General features: G+C 57.0%; 12 protein-coding genes. 2 read left to right on the forward strand and 10 right to left on the reverse strand.

What is annotated here, in order from left to right; genetic code table 11:
• Positions 1-45: 45 nt before the first annotated feature.
• The 9 genes from H8699_RS00655 to H8699_RS00695 form a co-directional block, all read right to left on the reverse strand.
• The gene (locus H8699_RS00655) at positions 46-1566 is read right to left on the reverse strand and encodes a hypothetical protein (protein WP_249284020.1); all 1521 of its coding nucleotides are present in this window, start codon (positions 1564-1566) and stop codon (positions 46-48) included.
• Positions 1563-3089 (reverse strand): sensor histidine kinase, encoded by a 1527-nt coding sequence (locus tag H8699_RS00660; protein ID WP_249284021.1) that lies wholly within the window; start codon positions 3087-3089, stop codon positions 1563-1565. The genes H8699_RS00655 and H8699_RS00660 overlap by 4 nt, the downstream gene beginning before the upstream one ends.
• A gap of 15 nt (positions 3090-3104) precedes the next feature.
• Positions 3105-3785, reverse strand: a complete 681-nt coding sequence (locus H8699_RS00665; protein ID WP_138295506.1) for a response regulator transcription factor — start codon at positions 3783-3785, stop codon at positions 3105-3107.
• A gap of 348 nt (positions 3786-4133) precedes the next feature.
• Positions 4134-5408 carry a hypothetical protein gene (locus H8699_RS00670; RefSeq protein ID WP_249284022.1) on the reverse strand — a complete coding sequence of 425 codons (1275 nt, stop codon included), beginning with the start codon at positions 5406-5408 and terminating at the stop codon, positions 4134-4136.
• Positions 5389-6537: a lipid II:glycine glycyltransferase FemX gene (locus H8699_RS00675; protein WP_249284023.1), complete on the reverse strand. Its 1149-nt coding sequence runs from the start codon at positions 6535-6537 to the stop codon at positions 5389-5391. The genes H8699_RS00670 and H8699_RS00675 overlap by 20 nt, the downstream gene beginning before the upstream one ends.
• A 176-nt stretch (positions 6538-6713) precedes the next feature.
• On the reverse strand, positions 6714-7658 hold the full coding sequence (locus tag H8699_RS00680) for a calcium/sodium antiporter (RefSeq protein WP_249284024.1): 945 nt from the start codon (positions 7656-7658) through the stop codon (positions 6714-6716).
• A gap of 133 nt (positions 7659-7791) precedes the next feature.
• Complete coding sequence (pepT, locus tag H8699_RS00685; RefSeq protein WP_249284025.1) at positions 7792-9030, reverse strand: peptidase T; 1239 nt, start codon at positions 9028-9030, stop codon at positions 7792-7794.
• A gap of 98 nt (positions 9031-9128) precedes the next feature.
• The gene (locus H8699_RS00690; RefSeq protein WP_249284026.1) at positions 9129-9920 is read right to left on the reverse strand and encodes a cation transporter; all 792 of its coding nucleotides are present in this window, start codon (positions 9918-9920) and stop codon (positions 9129-9131) included.
• Between the two features lie 17 nt (positions 9921-9937).
• Positions 9938-11278 (reverse strand): outer membrane protein assembly factor BamB family protein, encoded by a 1341-nt coding sequence (locus H8699_RS00695; RefSeq protein ID WP_249284027.1) that lies wholly within the window; start codon positions 11276-11278, stop codon positions 9938-9940.
• A 149-nt stretch (positions 11279-11427) separates the two neighbouring features.
• On the opposite strand from H8699_RS00695, the gene truA reads away from it, so the two are divergent.
• Complete coding sequence (truA, locus tag H8699_RS00700; RefSeq protein WP_249284028.1) at positions 11428-12174, forward strand: tRNA pseudouridine(38-40) synthase TruA; 747 nt, start codon at positions 11428-11430, stop codon at positions 12172-12174.
• 310 nt (positions 12175-12484) lie between these two features.
• Positions 12485-12868 carry a VOC family protein gene (locus H8699_RS00705; RefSeq protein ID WP_249284029.1) on the forward strand — a complete coding sequence of 128 codons (384 nt, stop codon included), beginning with the start codon at positions 12485-12487 and terminating at the stop codon, positions 12866-12868.
• 244 nt (positions 12869-13112) lie between these two features.
• Here H8699_RS00705 and H8699_RS00710 read toward each other — a convergent pair whose 3' ends face one another.
• Positions 13113-15647: an AMP-binding protein gene (locus tag H8699_RS00710; RefSeq protein WP_249284030.1), complete on the reverse strand. Its 2535-nt coding sequence runs from the start codon at positions 15645-15647 to the stop codon at positions 13113-13115.
• Positions 15648-15675: the final 28 nt, after the last annotated feature.

Below are 15675 nucleotides of genomic sequence, written 5' to 3' on the forward strand. Positions count from 1 at the left end.
ATAGCCTCTTTTTCAACCTCAAATCCTGCCGCCGGCAGCCCGCTCTTAGGGCGCCGTGCTGGCGGAGGGCTGCACGCCTTCGAGCAGGTCATCTTCCTGCGTGGCGGCCTGCGCGTCCCCAAACTCGATGATCAGATACTTCTGTTCGACATCCCCATAGCTTTTAACCCGGTCGTATCCGCAGGTAAGCAGCTTATTCGCCCCGGGGTTCCAGCTGGTGGCGCTATTGTCGCAATCAAACCCACTGTAGACCAGCACAGGCTGCTGGCTGGGCTCCTGCGCCCCCTCCTCCAACGGCAGCACATACAGGTTGCCGTTGCTCTTAGCATAAAACAGCACGTCCCCATCCTGAGAGAGGCAGCCCGCGACGATATCGCTAAGTATAGAACTGCCCGCGCTTGCCCATTGGGTAAATTCGCCCAGGATATCCTGCCCCGGAGTCCAACAGTACAATTCCTCTCCAAAGGTGACCAAGGCGCGGTGGCCGGAAGCCCAGGCTACGCTCTCAGCCCGGAAGCCTTTCTGGTAATCGTTGAAATTGATCACCATTTGGCCTTTAAGCATCTCTTCCGCTATCTTATCGAGCACCTTATCCGTTTGCGCGCCATTCGCATCCGTCACCTCGCCCGCTTCAAGTCCGTACATCTCAGCATACTCTTTTAGCATCTGTTCATCGGTGAGCGCAGCGGTGGCCGACTGGATATAACGCTCATAGATCATATCGCCTGTCAGCTTTCCGCTCTCAAAGGTGAGCGCCACGTAATTCTCCAGGTTGATAAACGCCGATTGGTTGCCGTACACCCACAGCGCCACATAATCCCCCTCGTTGCAGGGCGTCGCCACCAGATCCTGGTGCTTTCCGGACTTACTGTACCACCCTTCCATGGGATAACCGCGGAACTGCTGGGTCTGCGTATCATAGACCATGAGCATTTGAAAGGTCCCATAGGTTTGCGAGACCCCATCATACACCAGCGCCAGATAGCGCCCATTGCCCGACCAGGTCAGTATCGGGTCCTGCCACCACACTGGGCCGACCAGCAGCTCCCGGTCCAACCCGCTGCGGGTGTTGACCAGGTGCAGAATCTGGGTCTGGCTCTCGTCCTGTATCTCCGTGTAGGCGATATACTCACCATCGGGCGAGGTGGCGATCCGGTCCCGGCTCTGCACGCCCTTAAGTTCCACCAATTTGCTGTAGAAATTATAGCGGTAATCCACCTCATAGACCGTCACATCGTTGTTCCCGTCAAACGACCAGGACGCAACCTGGATGCTGTTTTCGTCATTCCAGCCCAGAATGCGGATCGCATCGTTGAAAGACTGGCTGCCCAGGCTTTTTTTATCCAGGTTCAGCAGCCCGCCAATAGCGTTGCGGTAGATCTTTTTGATCTCGCCATAATCCCCGCCCGCCCCGGAAGCTTCCGCCTGGGCGACTTCTTCGCTCTCCGGAATAATCACCGTTTTAAGCTGCGTGCGCTCCGTACAGCCGGACAGCAGGAGCATAAACCCGCACAGCGCCGCTATACACCGCATCCCGCTACGCAAACGGGCCGTTTTCTTTCTCATTTTTCCCCTGCCTCCTTTCCACTTTGATGAAGGCGGGGCAGCATGACCGAAACCACTGTAGTCTCCCCCGGCGAACTTTGTACGGCAATACGCCCGCCGTGCTCGTCGACGATCTGCTTGGAGATGCTCATCCCCAAGCCAGAGCTGCCCATCTCCCGGGAGTGCTCTTTATCCGCACGATAAAAGGGATCAAATATGCGCTCGATCTCCTTTTCCGTCATCCCCTTGCCCCAGTTACGGGTGGCAAACACCACCGCATCCTCCGCCTCCAGGTAAAACGCGGCGGCCTGTATCTCCGTGCCGGGCTGGCCATACTTGATGGCATTGTCGAGGATGTTGATCATCACTTCTTTCAACCGTTCCGCGCTGCCGCGGACGATCAGGCCGCTCTCCGTGCGGCACTCGATCTTCCCCTCATAACGCTGCGCCTTAAAGCGCATGGTCTCGCACACATCCGCCAGCAGTTTGCCGATATCCACACGGCCCTGCAGCTCCTGCGCGGTGGAGGCGCTGCGCGACATTTCCAGCAGGCGCACCACCATATTGTGCAGCCGCTGGCTTTCATGGATGATGTGCTGCACTGCCTTATCAAAGAATACCGGGTCGGAATAACCGTTATCCCGAATCAGCTCAGCGTAACCCAGTATCGCCGTGAGCGGCGTTTTCAGCTCGTGGGTGACGTTGTCCATAAAGATTTTTTTATGCTCGTACAGCTCCTGGATGCTGTCCCGGTCCTGCCGGATGATCTCGATTTGCTGGTCGATACGGGTGACCATGGTATAAAAGTTGCGCGAAAGCTCGCCCACCTCATCGCGCCGGCGGGTGTTGATGGATTTTTCCAGCTCCGCCCGGTCAAACTCGTGGTCCTGCGTCAGCCAGGAGGTGACCTTATTGGTCGCCCGGGTCAGCCGGACGATGGGCTTGGCCAGGTTGCTGGCAAGCAGGCTGGCCAGCACCAGCGCAGCCAGGAACACGCACACCGTCACCAGCAAAATCGCCTCGCTGATCTGGTATCCCTGCTCATAAAGGGTGGTGTAATCCTTGGAAAAGCGCAGGATGCCCACCTTGTTCCCCTCGATCACCACCGGAAACGAATAATAGACCATGACCCCGTCGTTCTCCGTCGGCGTAATGGTCATGGCCTGTTTATCCTGCACGGCATAAAGCAGATCCCGCATTTCGGGAGATTGCAGATCGATCTGGCGGCGCTGGCTGTGGATCGCCGCCCCCTCGGGGGTATAAGCTTCCACCGGAATACCGCTTACCCCTTTGAGCTCGGCCACGATCTCCTCGGCAGACTGGCGGAAATCCTCGGGGCTATTGTTGCGGTTATTGATGACAAAGGCCTGGCGCACATACAGCGTGCTGGTCCCGCGGAGGCTGGAAAGCTCCTCGGTGATAATATTCTCATTATTGAGGGAAATCTGCCGGTAACTGTAATAGTTGATTACTAAAAATGCGCACACGAAGATGGCAAAGATCCCCGCGACCAGTTTGACCCGGATGGTTCCGCGCACGCGCATAGCCTGTCCCCTTTATTACTTGATAAATTTATAGCCCACGCCAAAGACGGTTTCGATATAGTCCCCCAGGCCCAGCTTTTTGCGCAGCCGCTGGATGTGGATATCCACCGTGCGCGTATCGCCGGAGTATTCGTAGCCCCAGACAACATCCAGCAGCATGGGCCGGGTGAGCACCCTGCCCCGGTTTTTGATCAGGCAGAGCAGCAGCTCATACTCCTTGGGCGTCAGGTTCACCTTTTCCTCCCCGCGCATCACCAGCATCTCAAGCGGGTAAAGCGTGAGATCGGCGATATGGATCACTTCCTCCTGGCCGCCCTCCCCCTTATCCCGATCCTGCCGGCGCAGGATGGTCTTGATCCGGGCGATGACCTCGCGCAGGTCGAAGGGCTTGGTGATATAATCGTCCGCGCCGGCCTCCAGCCCTAACACCTTATCCTCTACGTAAGAGCGCGCCGTCAGCATGATGATCGGGATATTCTGGTCCTCGGTCACCGTGCGGCAGATCTGCAGCCCGCTCATATCCGGCAGCATCCAGTCCAGCAGCATCAGCGCGGGTGAAAAATCCTTGATCTTTTGCAGGGCCTGCGCGCCATCATGGGCGACGGCCACCTCAAACCCCTCTTTATTTAAGCCGTACGCCAGCAGCTCGGCGATCGGCACCTCATCTTCCACAATCAAAATCCGCTTACTTTCCATCTGTGCACCCCTCCCGCATATGGTATGAGATGAATTGTAACAGATAGTTGTTACAAACTTATCTCAATTTCACTGCCAGTTTCTTACGATTTTAAGAAACTTAGCCAATAAAAATTCCGTAATAAAGCATAATCGCGCGCCAATAGGGCGCGCGATTATACATCCGGTTATCAAGCAGAGAGAAGTAAAAAGTACGGTTATGCGTCCAACACATGTCCATACTTCTGATACCAATGAAGATCAGCTTCATTGTAGCACAGCTGTAGGACTAAATAAAATGCGCAATTTTACCAAAATACAGGCGCGCAAATTGTGCTTTATTACACAATTACCGTTCACACGCTCCGCTTATTCCGGTTTGATGATCGTTTCTTCGCCCCTCACATCGTCATAGGCATAAACGCCGTCCGCCTTACACAATAACCGCGTCACTTCCAAGTCGGCCACCGCGGCGACTGTTTCGCTTTCCGGCTCCAGTGATTTGAGCTTTAACCCGTCCGCCGTATCGGAAAAGTAAAGCAGCCCCTTATAAAAGGCCAGGTTAGCTGCCTGCGCCGTATAGACCGTGCCCTTTTCATGGGTGCGCAGGTCATACGCCGCAATAGGCGTGCCCTCGCCGCTGGTATCGATGGTGTAATACCGTTCCCCGGCAAAATCCACCGCGATGATATTATAGCCCTGCAAGGGGGTAAAGCGGTTACCCGTTGCCGCAGGGGTTTCGTAAGTGACCCCCTCGGCTTTGCCGCTGCTCCAGCTGGCCGCGGCCGCGCGCTTTAAAAACTCTTTATCCGACAGGCCAAAATACTTATACGCCTGCCCGGCGTCCGCCTCCGCCTCCCGCGCGGCATCCAGGTGGAAGTACTCCCCATCGATCTTTACGGTATTCCACACATCCTTTATATCCTCGCCAAAGGTGATATGCACCTCGACCCCCATCTGGTCGAGCAGGTAGCGCATCAGCTGCGCAAACCCCAACGCATCGGTACGCCCATCCAGCAGACCGTGCAGCGCGCCGCTGTAGGTTTCCCCGCTCTCGGTATCCAGCGTAATATTGGCGCAAAGGTACTGGTACAGCTCCATCACGGCGCTGGCGGCCGGGCGCTCCTGCCCCGCTACTACCTGAAGAATCTCGCTGACCCTTGCCCGGAAGGCATCCCGGTCCTGCTTCCCTTGCTCCAGATCTCCCTCATAAAGGATAGAAAGCGTCTTGCCATCCTCGCCCAACTCCAGCCCTGCAAAGTAGCCGAATTCATAGCAGTCCTCCAGCGCCTGGGCTACCTTTTCCACTGCCTCACGATCAGCGCCAAACGCCGAAATGTCCAGCTCGGTCTTTTGCTCTTGCACCGCGTCAAACACGGCTTTATACAGCGCTTCATCCGGGCCAATGTGTTCTTTGGCAAAATAGCCCAACTTGTACATATCGTACCCGGCCGGGGTCAGCTTGTCCTCCTGCTCCGGGACTACCACAGGCTCCGGCTCATCCTGCTGCGCACCGGGGATGACCTCGTTTACCTGATACTCGTCCTCCGGCAGCAGTTCTTCTTCCTGCGGGGCGCAGGCCGCCGTAACCAGCAGGCTGGCGCAAAGCGCCGCAGCACACCATCTATACAAATTCCTCGCCATAATTTTTCCCAAATCCTTTTTCCTTTTTTGCGCCCCCGCCGCCCGAGCGGTGCAACCGGATGCGCACGCGTTTAACCCGCAGCGCCGCCTGCGCACGCCCCTGGCGCAGCCGCAGCCCCAGCGCCATCAAGCCGTAAGCGGCTGGACGCAGCACGTCATCCCACTCTCCGCAAAAGGTCATCCATCGCCCGCCAAAGCCCTTTTTGTAGCGGTATAAGCCATATGTGCTCTGGCCGGGGGCGCTGGGCTTGTCCCCCGGCACGCCGCGCATATCATAGCAAACGCACCCATCTTGCAGGGCAGCCTGCATCATCTCCCACTGCAGGCGGTAGTTGGGCATGACCTCCCGGTGCTCGTTACCGGACGCACCATAAAGATACCACGATTTATCCCCATACGTCAAAGCCAACGTACCGGCAATGGGTACGCCCTCATAATCCGCCATATACAGATGCACCTTTTCGCCAAAGGAGAGCATGATCTTTTCAAAATAGCGCTCGTTCCGGGTCGGAAAACCGTCCCGCAGGCCGGTTTGGCGCATCAAACGGGTGAATTCGCCCAGATCCTCCACCGTACCCTGGCGCACCGTCACGCCGCGGCGGCCCGCCAGGCGGATATTGTACCGCGTTTTGGGCCGGCACTGTGCCAGCAGCCTTTCCTGCGTTTGACCGTATAAGTCCACCCGGAAAACGCCTCGGGGCTGGATGCAGCCCGAATGGCTCAGCGGTTTGCCGTGCCTGAGCCCCGCCTTTTGAAAAAGCGCGGCCACATAACCGCTGCTGTCCTCCACATCCGGGTCCACCTTCAATGCCACGGCCCGGTGCCTGCGGGCATATGCACGCGCCCCGCCCAACAGCGCCAGCACCGTATCTTCATCCATCATATCACACACCGGCCCCCGGGGGGAATAGATAAAGCAGCCCCCGTCCAGCGGCACCTTTTTGCAAAGCAGCGCCATGCTCCCCCGTATGCGGCCGTCCCCGTCACGGCAGATAAGCGCATCCCAGCGCCAGTTATCCTTTACATCCGCCCAATGTGATGACTGCATAAAGTGCCCAAACGGGCTGGCGGAAACGAATGCCTCATACTCTTCCAGGGTATCTCTGCTTACGGCCTCGGTGGTTCGCATATCGTACAACGTCCCTTTCTGCAATGCAATAGTCAAAAGCACCTTTGTAGATTACCCTTTCCATATTGCGGCGCAGAAAAATAGATATGACAGAAACGTAAAATAAACCGCCAAATTATTTCATATTTGTTAAAATTAAAAAGCGGCCTTATGGCCGCTCTTTAACGGTTAGCGGACTAACCAATCATCAGCTTGGCAATATATCCCCCATATACCGCCACCAGCGCGACGCCCTGCCAGCGACGAAACCGCCCATACAGCAGCGCCGGCACGGTCGCGATCCCCATTAGAATCATCATGACCGGGATATCCATCACCAGGGTCTGATGGCTGACCATCAGCCCCTCCGGGGAAATAAAGGTACACGCGCTCAGGATCAGTGTCAGGTCGATAATATTGGCGCCGATGATATTGCCTACCGACAGGTTGTGTTCCTTTTTCGCCAGGGCGGTCAGGGTCGTTACCAGCTCCGGCAAGGACGTCCCCAGCGCGATCAGCGTAAGGCCGATGATATCTTCCGAAATGCCGGCCATGCGCGCCAAAAGCGCGCCGTTATCCACCAAAAGCTGCGCGCCCCACAGGATCCCTCCTAACCCCAGGGCGAACTTAACGGCATTGCCGCCCGCCTCCCGGGCTACGAACCTGCGCCGCGGGATGTGGGCAGCGCGGTTATTGCGCGCAACAGAGTTGACGTTTAAAATGATATAAAGCACGACCAGCGCCAGCAGGATGATGGCCTCCGGATTGGTGAGCAGCCCATTGGCGGCGGTAAAAAGCAGTACCGCGCCGGAGCTGATCATCATAAACCCCTTTTCCAGCAGTTCCCGGCGGCTGATCGCCCCCGGCATAAACAGCAGCGACAGGGCCATGATTAGCCCGATATTGCAGATCACCGACCCTACCGCATTGCCGATCCCCATCCCTACCGAGCCCGAGGCCACCGAGATGAGCGATACGCAAAGCTCCGGCAGCGTGGTGGCCAGGCTTACGATGGTCGCCCCAATAATGAATTTGGGGATGCCCGTGACCTCTGCGATCCATACCGCCGCATCCACGAACAGGTCCCCACCTTTGATGATTAAAAACAGCCCCACCGCAAAGAGTAAGATGATCCACCACATTCTACTTTTTCTCCCATCATACAAGCTCTTATCTACTCTACGTAAAAGCCTGTGACGGTATGCCTGCGTGGCGGGTAAAGAAAACGGACGGACGCAAAAATGCGCCCGCCCGTACCCGCATGCTTTTAAACACTCAATCCGCCTGCGCCGCCAAATGAACGATGCGGCAAATGACTTTGGCAGCCATCTCCAGGGACTCTGCCACCAGGTATTCATACCTTCCATGGGCGTTGTGCCCGCCGGTAAAGAGGTTGGGGCAGGGGAAGCCATCCGGCCGGGTGGAAAGCATGGCGCCATCCGTGCCGCCGCGTATGGGCATGACCACCGGCGTAACGCCCAGTTGCGCCATGGCCTCCAGCGCCAGATGTTTAACCTGCGGATGCTCTTCCAGGCGCTGGGCCATGTTGGCATATTGGTCCTGCAATTCTACCGCTACGGTGCCTTCGCCATAGCGCGCGTTAAGCCGCTTGGCCACCTCCAGCATCATCGCCTTGCGCCGCTGCAGGCCGTCCTGTTCAAAATCGCGCAGAATATAGGTCAGCTGCGCCCGCTCCACTGTGCCGCTTTGCGCCCGGAGGTGATAAAATCCCTCATACCCCTGGGTATTGGCGGGCGTCTCCCCCTGCGGCAGGGCCATGGCATATTCCGCCGCGATCAGGGCCGCATTCACCATCACATCCTTGGCGGAGCCCGGGTGGCTGCTCACCCCTTTGACCGAAACCCTCGCCTGCGCCGCGTTAAAATTCTCGTACTCAAACTCGCCCAGCGCGCCGCCATCTAACGTGTACCCAAAATCCACGCCAAAGCCCTGGGCGTCAAAATACTTTACGCCGTTGCCCACCTCCTCATCCGGCGTAAAGCCGATGCGGATCTTGCCGTGTGCGATCTCCGGATGGGCCAGCAGATGCGCCATCGCCTCCATAATCGCGGCGATGCCCGCTTTATCATCCGCGCCCAGCAGGGTTTTGCCATCGGTTACCACCAAGGTTTGCCCTACATATGCCGTAAGCGAGGGGTAGCGCCCCGGCGAGAGCACGATCCCCTGCTCCGGGTCAAGCGTGATATCCCCGCCATCGTAATTTGCCACCACCCGGGGCCGCACATTGGCCCCGGAAAGATCGGGGCTGGTATCCATATGCGCCAGAAAACCGATGGCAGGCGCACCCTCGTACCCCGGTGTTGCGTGCAGCGTAGCGGTTAGATATCCGTAGTCATCCACTTTTACATCCCTCAGCCCCAGCTGCCGGCACTCCTGCGCCAGCATTTGGGCGAAGGACTTCTGGTTTGGGGTGCTGGGATAATCCTGCGCTTCATAGGCAGAGGCCGTATCATAGGTTACGTACTTTAAAAACCGTTCAAGGGCTGCTTGCATCCTGTTTTCCCCCGTTCTTTTTTCTTTATTATACACGATAGATATCAAAAGCGGCGCGCATTTAAGCGCACCGCTTCAATTCACTCAAATATTTCTTTTTAACCTCTCCTCCGGAGCGAAAAGAGCGCGCATCTTCCCATAAAATTTGCTTTTACCATGTGTGAACCGGACGGGCCTGCCAGGCCTGAAAGATCTATATCGGCATATCGCCCATCCCAGCGGATGCATATCCCGCGCGGGGGCTGGGATATATCGCAAGCGCGCGCCAGCTGAACCACCTCTTTTATCCATCCGGTACTCTCCCGTTTCAGGATCGCCCGCATCGCCAACAGCAGCCGCCCGGCGGCGTAAAGGCTTAAAGCCAGGCCGGCAATCAAATCCGCCCATGCCAGGCCATACTGCCCGCCTATCGTCCCCGCCAACGCAAATACCGCCAGCGGCAGACGGGCCCTTCTATCCAGCGCCTCGCCCCGCAGCACCGCGCTTTGCCTTCGCCTTGCCGCGCAGCGCAGGCAGCGGTATCCGCATTCTATCCCCGCCAGCATCAGCAAAGCCAGCGGGACGCTGAACGCCAAAGGGACTGGCGTGTGCGCCGCGCCCAGCCGCCGGATCGCCGCGATCATGAGCAGCGTACAAAACAGCACCCCCAGCGCACCGATGACCAGGGCCCCCAGCGCGCCGTATTCCGTACGCCTGCGGGCCTCTTTCTCCGCTCTTGCCTGCCAATAGACGCAGGCAAGCGGCGCGAGCACGCCCTGAACGCCCACAAGGGCCAGCCCCACCAGCCCCAGGCTGCCCGTCATATACCCCGCGGCCGCGGCCAGCACCACCCAAACGGCGGCCGCCAATGCTAAAATGCGCATACCGCCATCCCTGCGTCCATTTTCCATAGCGATCATCCGCCTTTCTATTCCACCTGCCAGGCCGTCAGCCCCGGCGTTCCCGAGGCTGCGGGGTCCAACGCGCCCACGTACAGGCAATCCCCCTGGGCGGTAATATCCGCCGCTACCTCGCCGCCGTTCACAAAGCTGCGCTTGAGCGCTCCGCCATTTTGACTGTCGCAGCCCCGCAGCATGCCCTTTTGATCTGCCCAGACGAAAAGATCGTTACACAGCACGCCGCTGGAGTAGCCCGCAAAGGGCGAGCGCGTGCGCCACAGTTGGCGGCCGCTGTGGATCTCCAGCGCCAGCATTTTCTGCTGGATCACCTCCCGTCCGCTGAGCTGGCGGGCCGTTATAATGATCTTGCCCCCGCCGATGCTGGCCGCATCGGCCTGCCAGCCGTTGCCCGCCGGGAACGGGCCCAGCTCCAGCCGCGTGTGCCAGCGGATCTTGCCGGTATCCGCCTCAAAGCAATAGTAAAACCCATCCTGCAATGGCGCGCCCACCATAACCTTGCCGCTGATCTTAAATAGTGCCGGCACGCCCCCCGCCAACACCGGTTCGCTCTCGCAAACGCGGGTGCCGTATTTCCATAACAGGCTTCCGCTGCTCAGGTCCGCCGCGACGACCTCCTCACTGCGCCGCCAACCCCGGCGCTTGTGTACGGACACGTAAAGCCTGCGCTCCTTCAACAGCAGGGCGGCCGTAGCGCCCAGCGTGGCCTCGTGCAGATTGCCGCTGCCCGCCACCGCCAGGGACCACAGGGCCTGCCCCTGCGCCTGGGTATAGGCGTAAATGCCGGTCTGCTGGGCGCTATCCAGGCCGTTGGCTAACAGATATACGTTTTCGCCATCTGCCTGCACGCCCACCGGGTCCACGCCATCGGGCAGGGTAATCTGCCAGTGCAGGCAGCCCGTATGCAGGTTCAGGCAGGCCAGCAGCCCCCCGCCACCCAAGCCGCGCCGGGCTACATACCAGCAATCCCCCAGGGTGATGCCCGGGCCGGCAAAGTCCTTCAGCTCAGCCTCCCTGCCAAGGGCGATCATCCGCTTCCACAGCAAACGGCCGCTGCGTTTATTGACGCAATAGGCATATCCGCCGCCCGACAAAAAGTATACCCGCTCGCCATTGACGATGGGCTTGACCCCGACCCCGCCGCAACAGGTGAACGTCCATATCTGGCGCAGGCGCTTGTAGCGCAGCACGTCGATCTGGGGCTGGTCGGCAATGCGGTTGTTGGCGTGTACGGCGCGCACCTGCCAGCTGTCCGGCCGCGCCGACAGGCTGGGGCAGGTCCGGTCATAATGGTATTCATAAAACCGCGGCGTCCTTTTAAACTGATCTAATAATATATTTGAATCACGCACATCTATCGCTCCCAATAACCATCATATTGATATTCCCAATTTATGCCGCCGGCAGGTTTTCTGTTCGCCCTCAGTAGGGTGCTAGGCGCCCTTTCCCCAACAGAAAAAATGTGCTATGATTTGGAAATAGATCATAACGAGGTGGCGTAATGCGCAATATTAAACTGACACTGGCCTTTGACGGGAGCCGTTACCGTGGCTGGCAGCGCCTGGGGGATGACGCCAATACCATCCAGGGCCGGCTAGAGGCGGTGCTTGGCCGCATGACGGGCGAGAAGATCGCCCTAACCGGCTGCGGGCGTACGGATGCGGGCGTGCACGCGCTGCGCTATGTGGCCAACTTTAATACCCATAGCGATTTGCCTGTAGCGGATATGCTGAATTACTGCTACCATTATCTCCCCGAAGATATCGTGGTACAGGCAGTCGAGGAGGTCCCCCAGGACTTCCATGCCCGCTTCCACGTCCGCGCCAAAACCTATCTGTACCGCATCGACAACCGGCCCCGTCACGATGTGTTTGCCCGGCGCTATAGCTGGCACCTGCCGGATCCTCTGGATGTGGAAAGTATGCGTCTAAGCGCGCAGCCGCTTTTAGGGCGGCACGACTTTCAAAGTTTTACCCGCGCAAAGCCCGGTAAAAAATCCACCGTGCGCACTTTAAGCGCGGTAGAGATCGTCCGATGCGATGATGGGCTTATCACCCTCTCTTTTACCGGCGACGGATTTTTATGGCACATGGCCCGCATCCTGACCGGCACGCTGGTGGAGGCGGGGTACGGGCGCTTTTCGCCCGAACAGGTATGCTCTGCCCTGGAGGCCAAACAGCGCGCGCAGGCCGGGCCGCTAGCCCCGGCTAAGGGGTTATTTCTTGCAGATGTGATCTACCGAGATTGACATGCTTCTATATTTATGGGCAGAAAAAAGCCGGGGCAAAAGCTCGGTGGTCGTAAAACAGTTATAATCATAGGTACGCTTTCCATCAGTAAGGGAAGCGTGTCTGCTTTTTCGCTCCAATCATCCAGAGAAAGCTACACTTTCCCCTGCGCTGGCTTTACCGGCTGCCTCTTTGTGGACTTGCTACACAGGAACGAATGCAGGAGCAATCATTCTCGGGCAGCAAGTAATAATGCTTACTAGCACTATAAAATCAGATGCTGTATAATGAGAGCAAGAAAATAATTGAAGTTTACGGAGGAAATAGATCGTGAAAATTGAACATATTGCAATGTATGTAAATGATTTGGCAGGAGCAAGAGATTTTTTTGTGAAATACTTTGATGCAATTGCTAATGATGAATATCATAATCCAAATACGAATTTCCGTTCTTACTTTTTAGAATTCGGAGATGGTGCGAGACTTGAAATTATGAATCATCCAAACATGCAAGATGGTGAAAAAGGTATAAGACGAACTGGCATGATTCATTTAGCATTTAGCATTGGCTCAAAAGAAAAAGTTGATGAACTCACACAAAGATTGGAGAAAGATGGATATGAAGTGTTATCGGGACCAAGAACGACGGGTGATGGCTACTACGAAAGTTGCATCGTTGGAATTGAGGAGAATCAGATAGAAATCACAATTTAGGATACCAATTAATTGATAAAAATGCCCGTACACCATATGAACATACGAATTATCAGCGAAGCAGAAGCAAAAGCAAGATTCTACCATGGTGCCAAATTTGTCACTATTATCTTGTTGGGGAGTGCTTGCCCCAAACCCAGTATATATAGAATGGAGCGTATCGATGCGATACGCTCCATTAACTGTTTTATGGACACCGCCGGAAAGCCCCGGCTCATTATTTCGCTTAGAAATACGGTAAACGTTAAGCGGTCTCGATGGCGTTATCCGCCTGCAGCTGCAACAGCTTCACCGCGTCCTCCCGCATTTTGTACTTCAAAATCTTACCCGCCGCATTCATGGGGAAGGCGTCCACAAAGGTCACATAGCGCGGCGTTTTGTGCTTGGCCATGTGAGAAGAGACGAACTCCTTGATCTCCGCCTCGCTGGAGGTCTCGCCCGGCTTTAAGATCACGCAGGCCATGATCTCCTCGCCGTACTGTTTATCGGGTACGCCAATCACCTGCACATCCGATACCTTGGGATGGGTATAGATAAAGTCCTCGATCTCCTTTGGATAGATGTTCTCGCCGCCGCGGATGATCATATCCTTGATACGGCCGGTGATCTTGTAGTTGCCGTTCTCATCCCGGCGGGCCAGGTCACCAGAGTGCAGCCAGCCTTCTTCATCAATGGCTGCGGCGGTGGCTTCAGGCATCTTGTAGTAGCCCTTCATAATGTTATAGCCGCGGGCGACGAACTCGCCGTCCACATTATCGGGCAGGTCTTCCCCGGTCTCCGGGTCCACGATCTTGCACTCCACCCCATACATGGCGCCGCCAACGGTGTTGACGCGCACATCGATGGAATCGGTGGTCTTGCTCATCGTGCAGCCTGGGGAGGCCTCGGTCTGCCCGTAGGTGATGCAGATCTCGGGCATATGCATCTTTTCAATGACCTCCTGCATGACCTTGATCGGGCAGGGGCTGCCGGCCATGATGCCGGTGCGCATGTGGCTAAAGTCGGTCTTATCAAAGTCCTCATGCCCTAACATGGCGATAAACATGGTGGGCACGCCGTGGAAAGCCGTGATCTTTTCCTGGTTGATGCAAGCCAGACCCTTTTTGGGCGAGAAGGCCGGGATCGGGCTCATGGTGGTGCCATGGGTCATGGACGCCGTCATCGCCAGTACCATGCCAAAGCAGTGGAACATCGGCACCTGGATCATCATCCGGTCTGCCGTGGACAAGTCCATGCAATCGCCTATGGCCTTGCCGTTATTCACCACGTTGTAATGGGTCAGCATTACGCCTTTGGGGAAGCCCGTGGTGCCGGAGGTGTACTGCATATTGCAAACATCGTGCTTATTGATGGCGGCGGCGCGGCGGTAGACCTCCTCTACCGGAACCCGCTCGCCCAAAGCCATGGCCTCATCCCAGGTATAGCAGCCATCCTGCTGGGAATCCACCGTGACGATGTTGCGCAGGAAGGGCAGCCGCTCCAAGTGCAGGGGCTTGCCTTTGGGGGCCGTGGCCAGCTCGGGGCAAAGCTCTTTGATGATGCCTACATAGTCGCTGTCCTTATAGCCATCCACCATCACCAGGGTATGGGTATCGCTCTGGCGCAGCAGGTACTCGGCCTCGTGGATCTTGTAGGCCGTGTTGACCGTGACCAGTACCGCGCCGATCTTGGTGGTGGCCCAGAAGGTGATATACCAGGCCGGCACATTGGTGGCCCAGATGGCTACGTGATCCCCGGCGCGCACGCCCATGGCGATGAGCGAGCGGGCGAAGGCGTCCACATCGTCCCGGAACTCGGAATAGGTGCGGGTGTAGTCCAGCGTCGTGTAGCGGAAAGCATACTGATCCGGGAATTCCTCCACCACCCGGTCCAACACCTGGGGGAAGGTCAGATCGATCAAATGCTCCTTGGGCCAGATATACTTGCCTGTTCCCGCGTGGTTATCATACAGCCTGCGGGATTCGGCGGGCGTATCCATATACCGGCTCATAAAATTGGCGTAGTGCGGGAATACCACACCCGGGTCGCTCAAATCCGGCGCATAAGCCTTTACCCACTCCAGAGAAATAAAGCCCTCGTAGTTGATAGAGCGCAGCGCGCGCATGATGGAGTCAATGGGCAGATCGCCCTCCCCCATCATTTTATAGACCACCTTGCCATCCTCCACTACGGAATCCTTTACATGCACATACTTGATATAGGCACCCAGGTTCTGTACGGTCTGCTCCGGCGTTTCGCCCGCAAAGCGGTAGGGGTGGTGCACATCCCAAAGCGCCGCCACATAATCGCTGGCAGCGGCCTGCAGCACCTCCCGCAGCCGTGCGGTGTCTACATACGCGCCGTTGGTCTCCAGCAGCAGCACCACATCGTTTTGCTCGGCATAGGGCAACACGGCGCGCAGGTTCTGTACCACGACCAGATCGTCCACCTCTTCGGTAGGCTGCACATGCTCCTCGCACAGGATGCGGATGTATTTGGAACCCAGCTTGGCCGCCAGGTCGATATACTCTTTCAGTTCTTTTTGGGTTTCACACGCGTCTTCCCCGCTTTGGTTCATACAGCAGGCGGAAGACAGACAGGGGATCTCCAGGCGCATCTTTTTAAGCCGCTCGATCGTATGGGGCAGGTGCTTTTCCCGGAAAGGGCGCGCGTGCACGGAGAAGATATCATCCCCCAGGCCGCGCAGCTCGATGCCTGCAAAGCCAAAGTCCTTTGCCATGGAGTAGATGTCCGACCAATCAAAATCCGGACAGCCCAACGTTGAAAATGCCAGTTTCATATTTTCTTCCTCCTTACTTTTTAGGGCA

This window comes from Luoshenia tenuis (assembly GCF_014384745.1).
GTDB lineage: Bacteria > Bacillota > Clostridia > Christensenellales.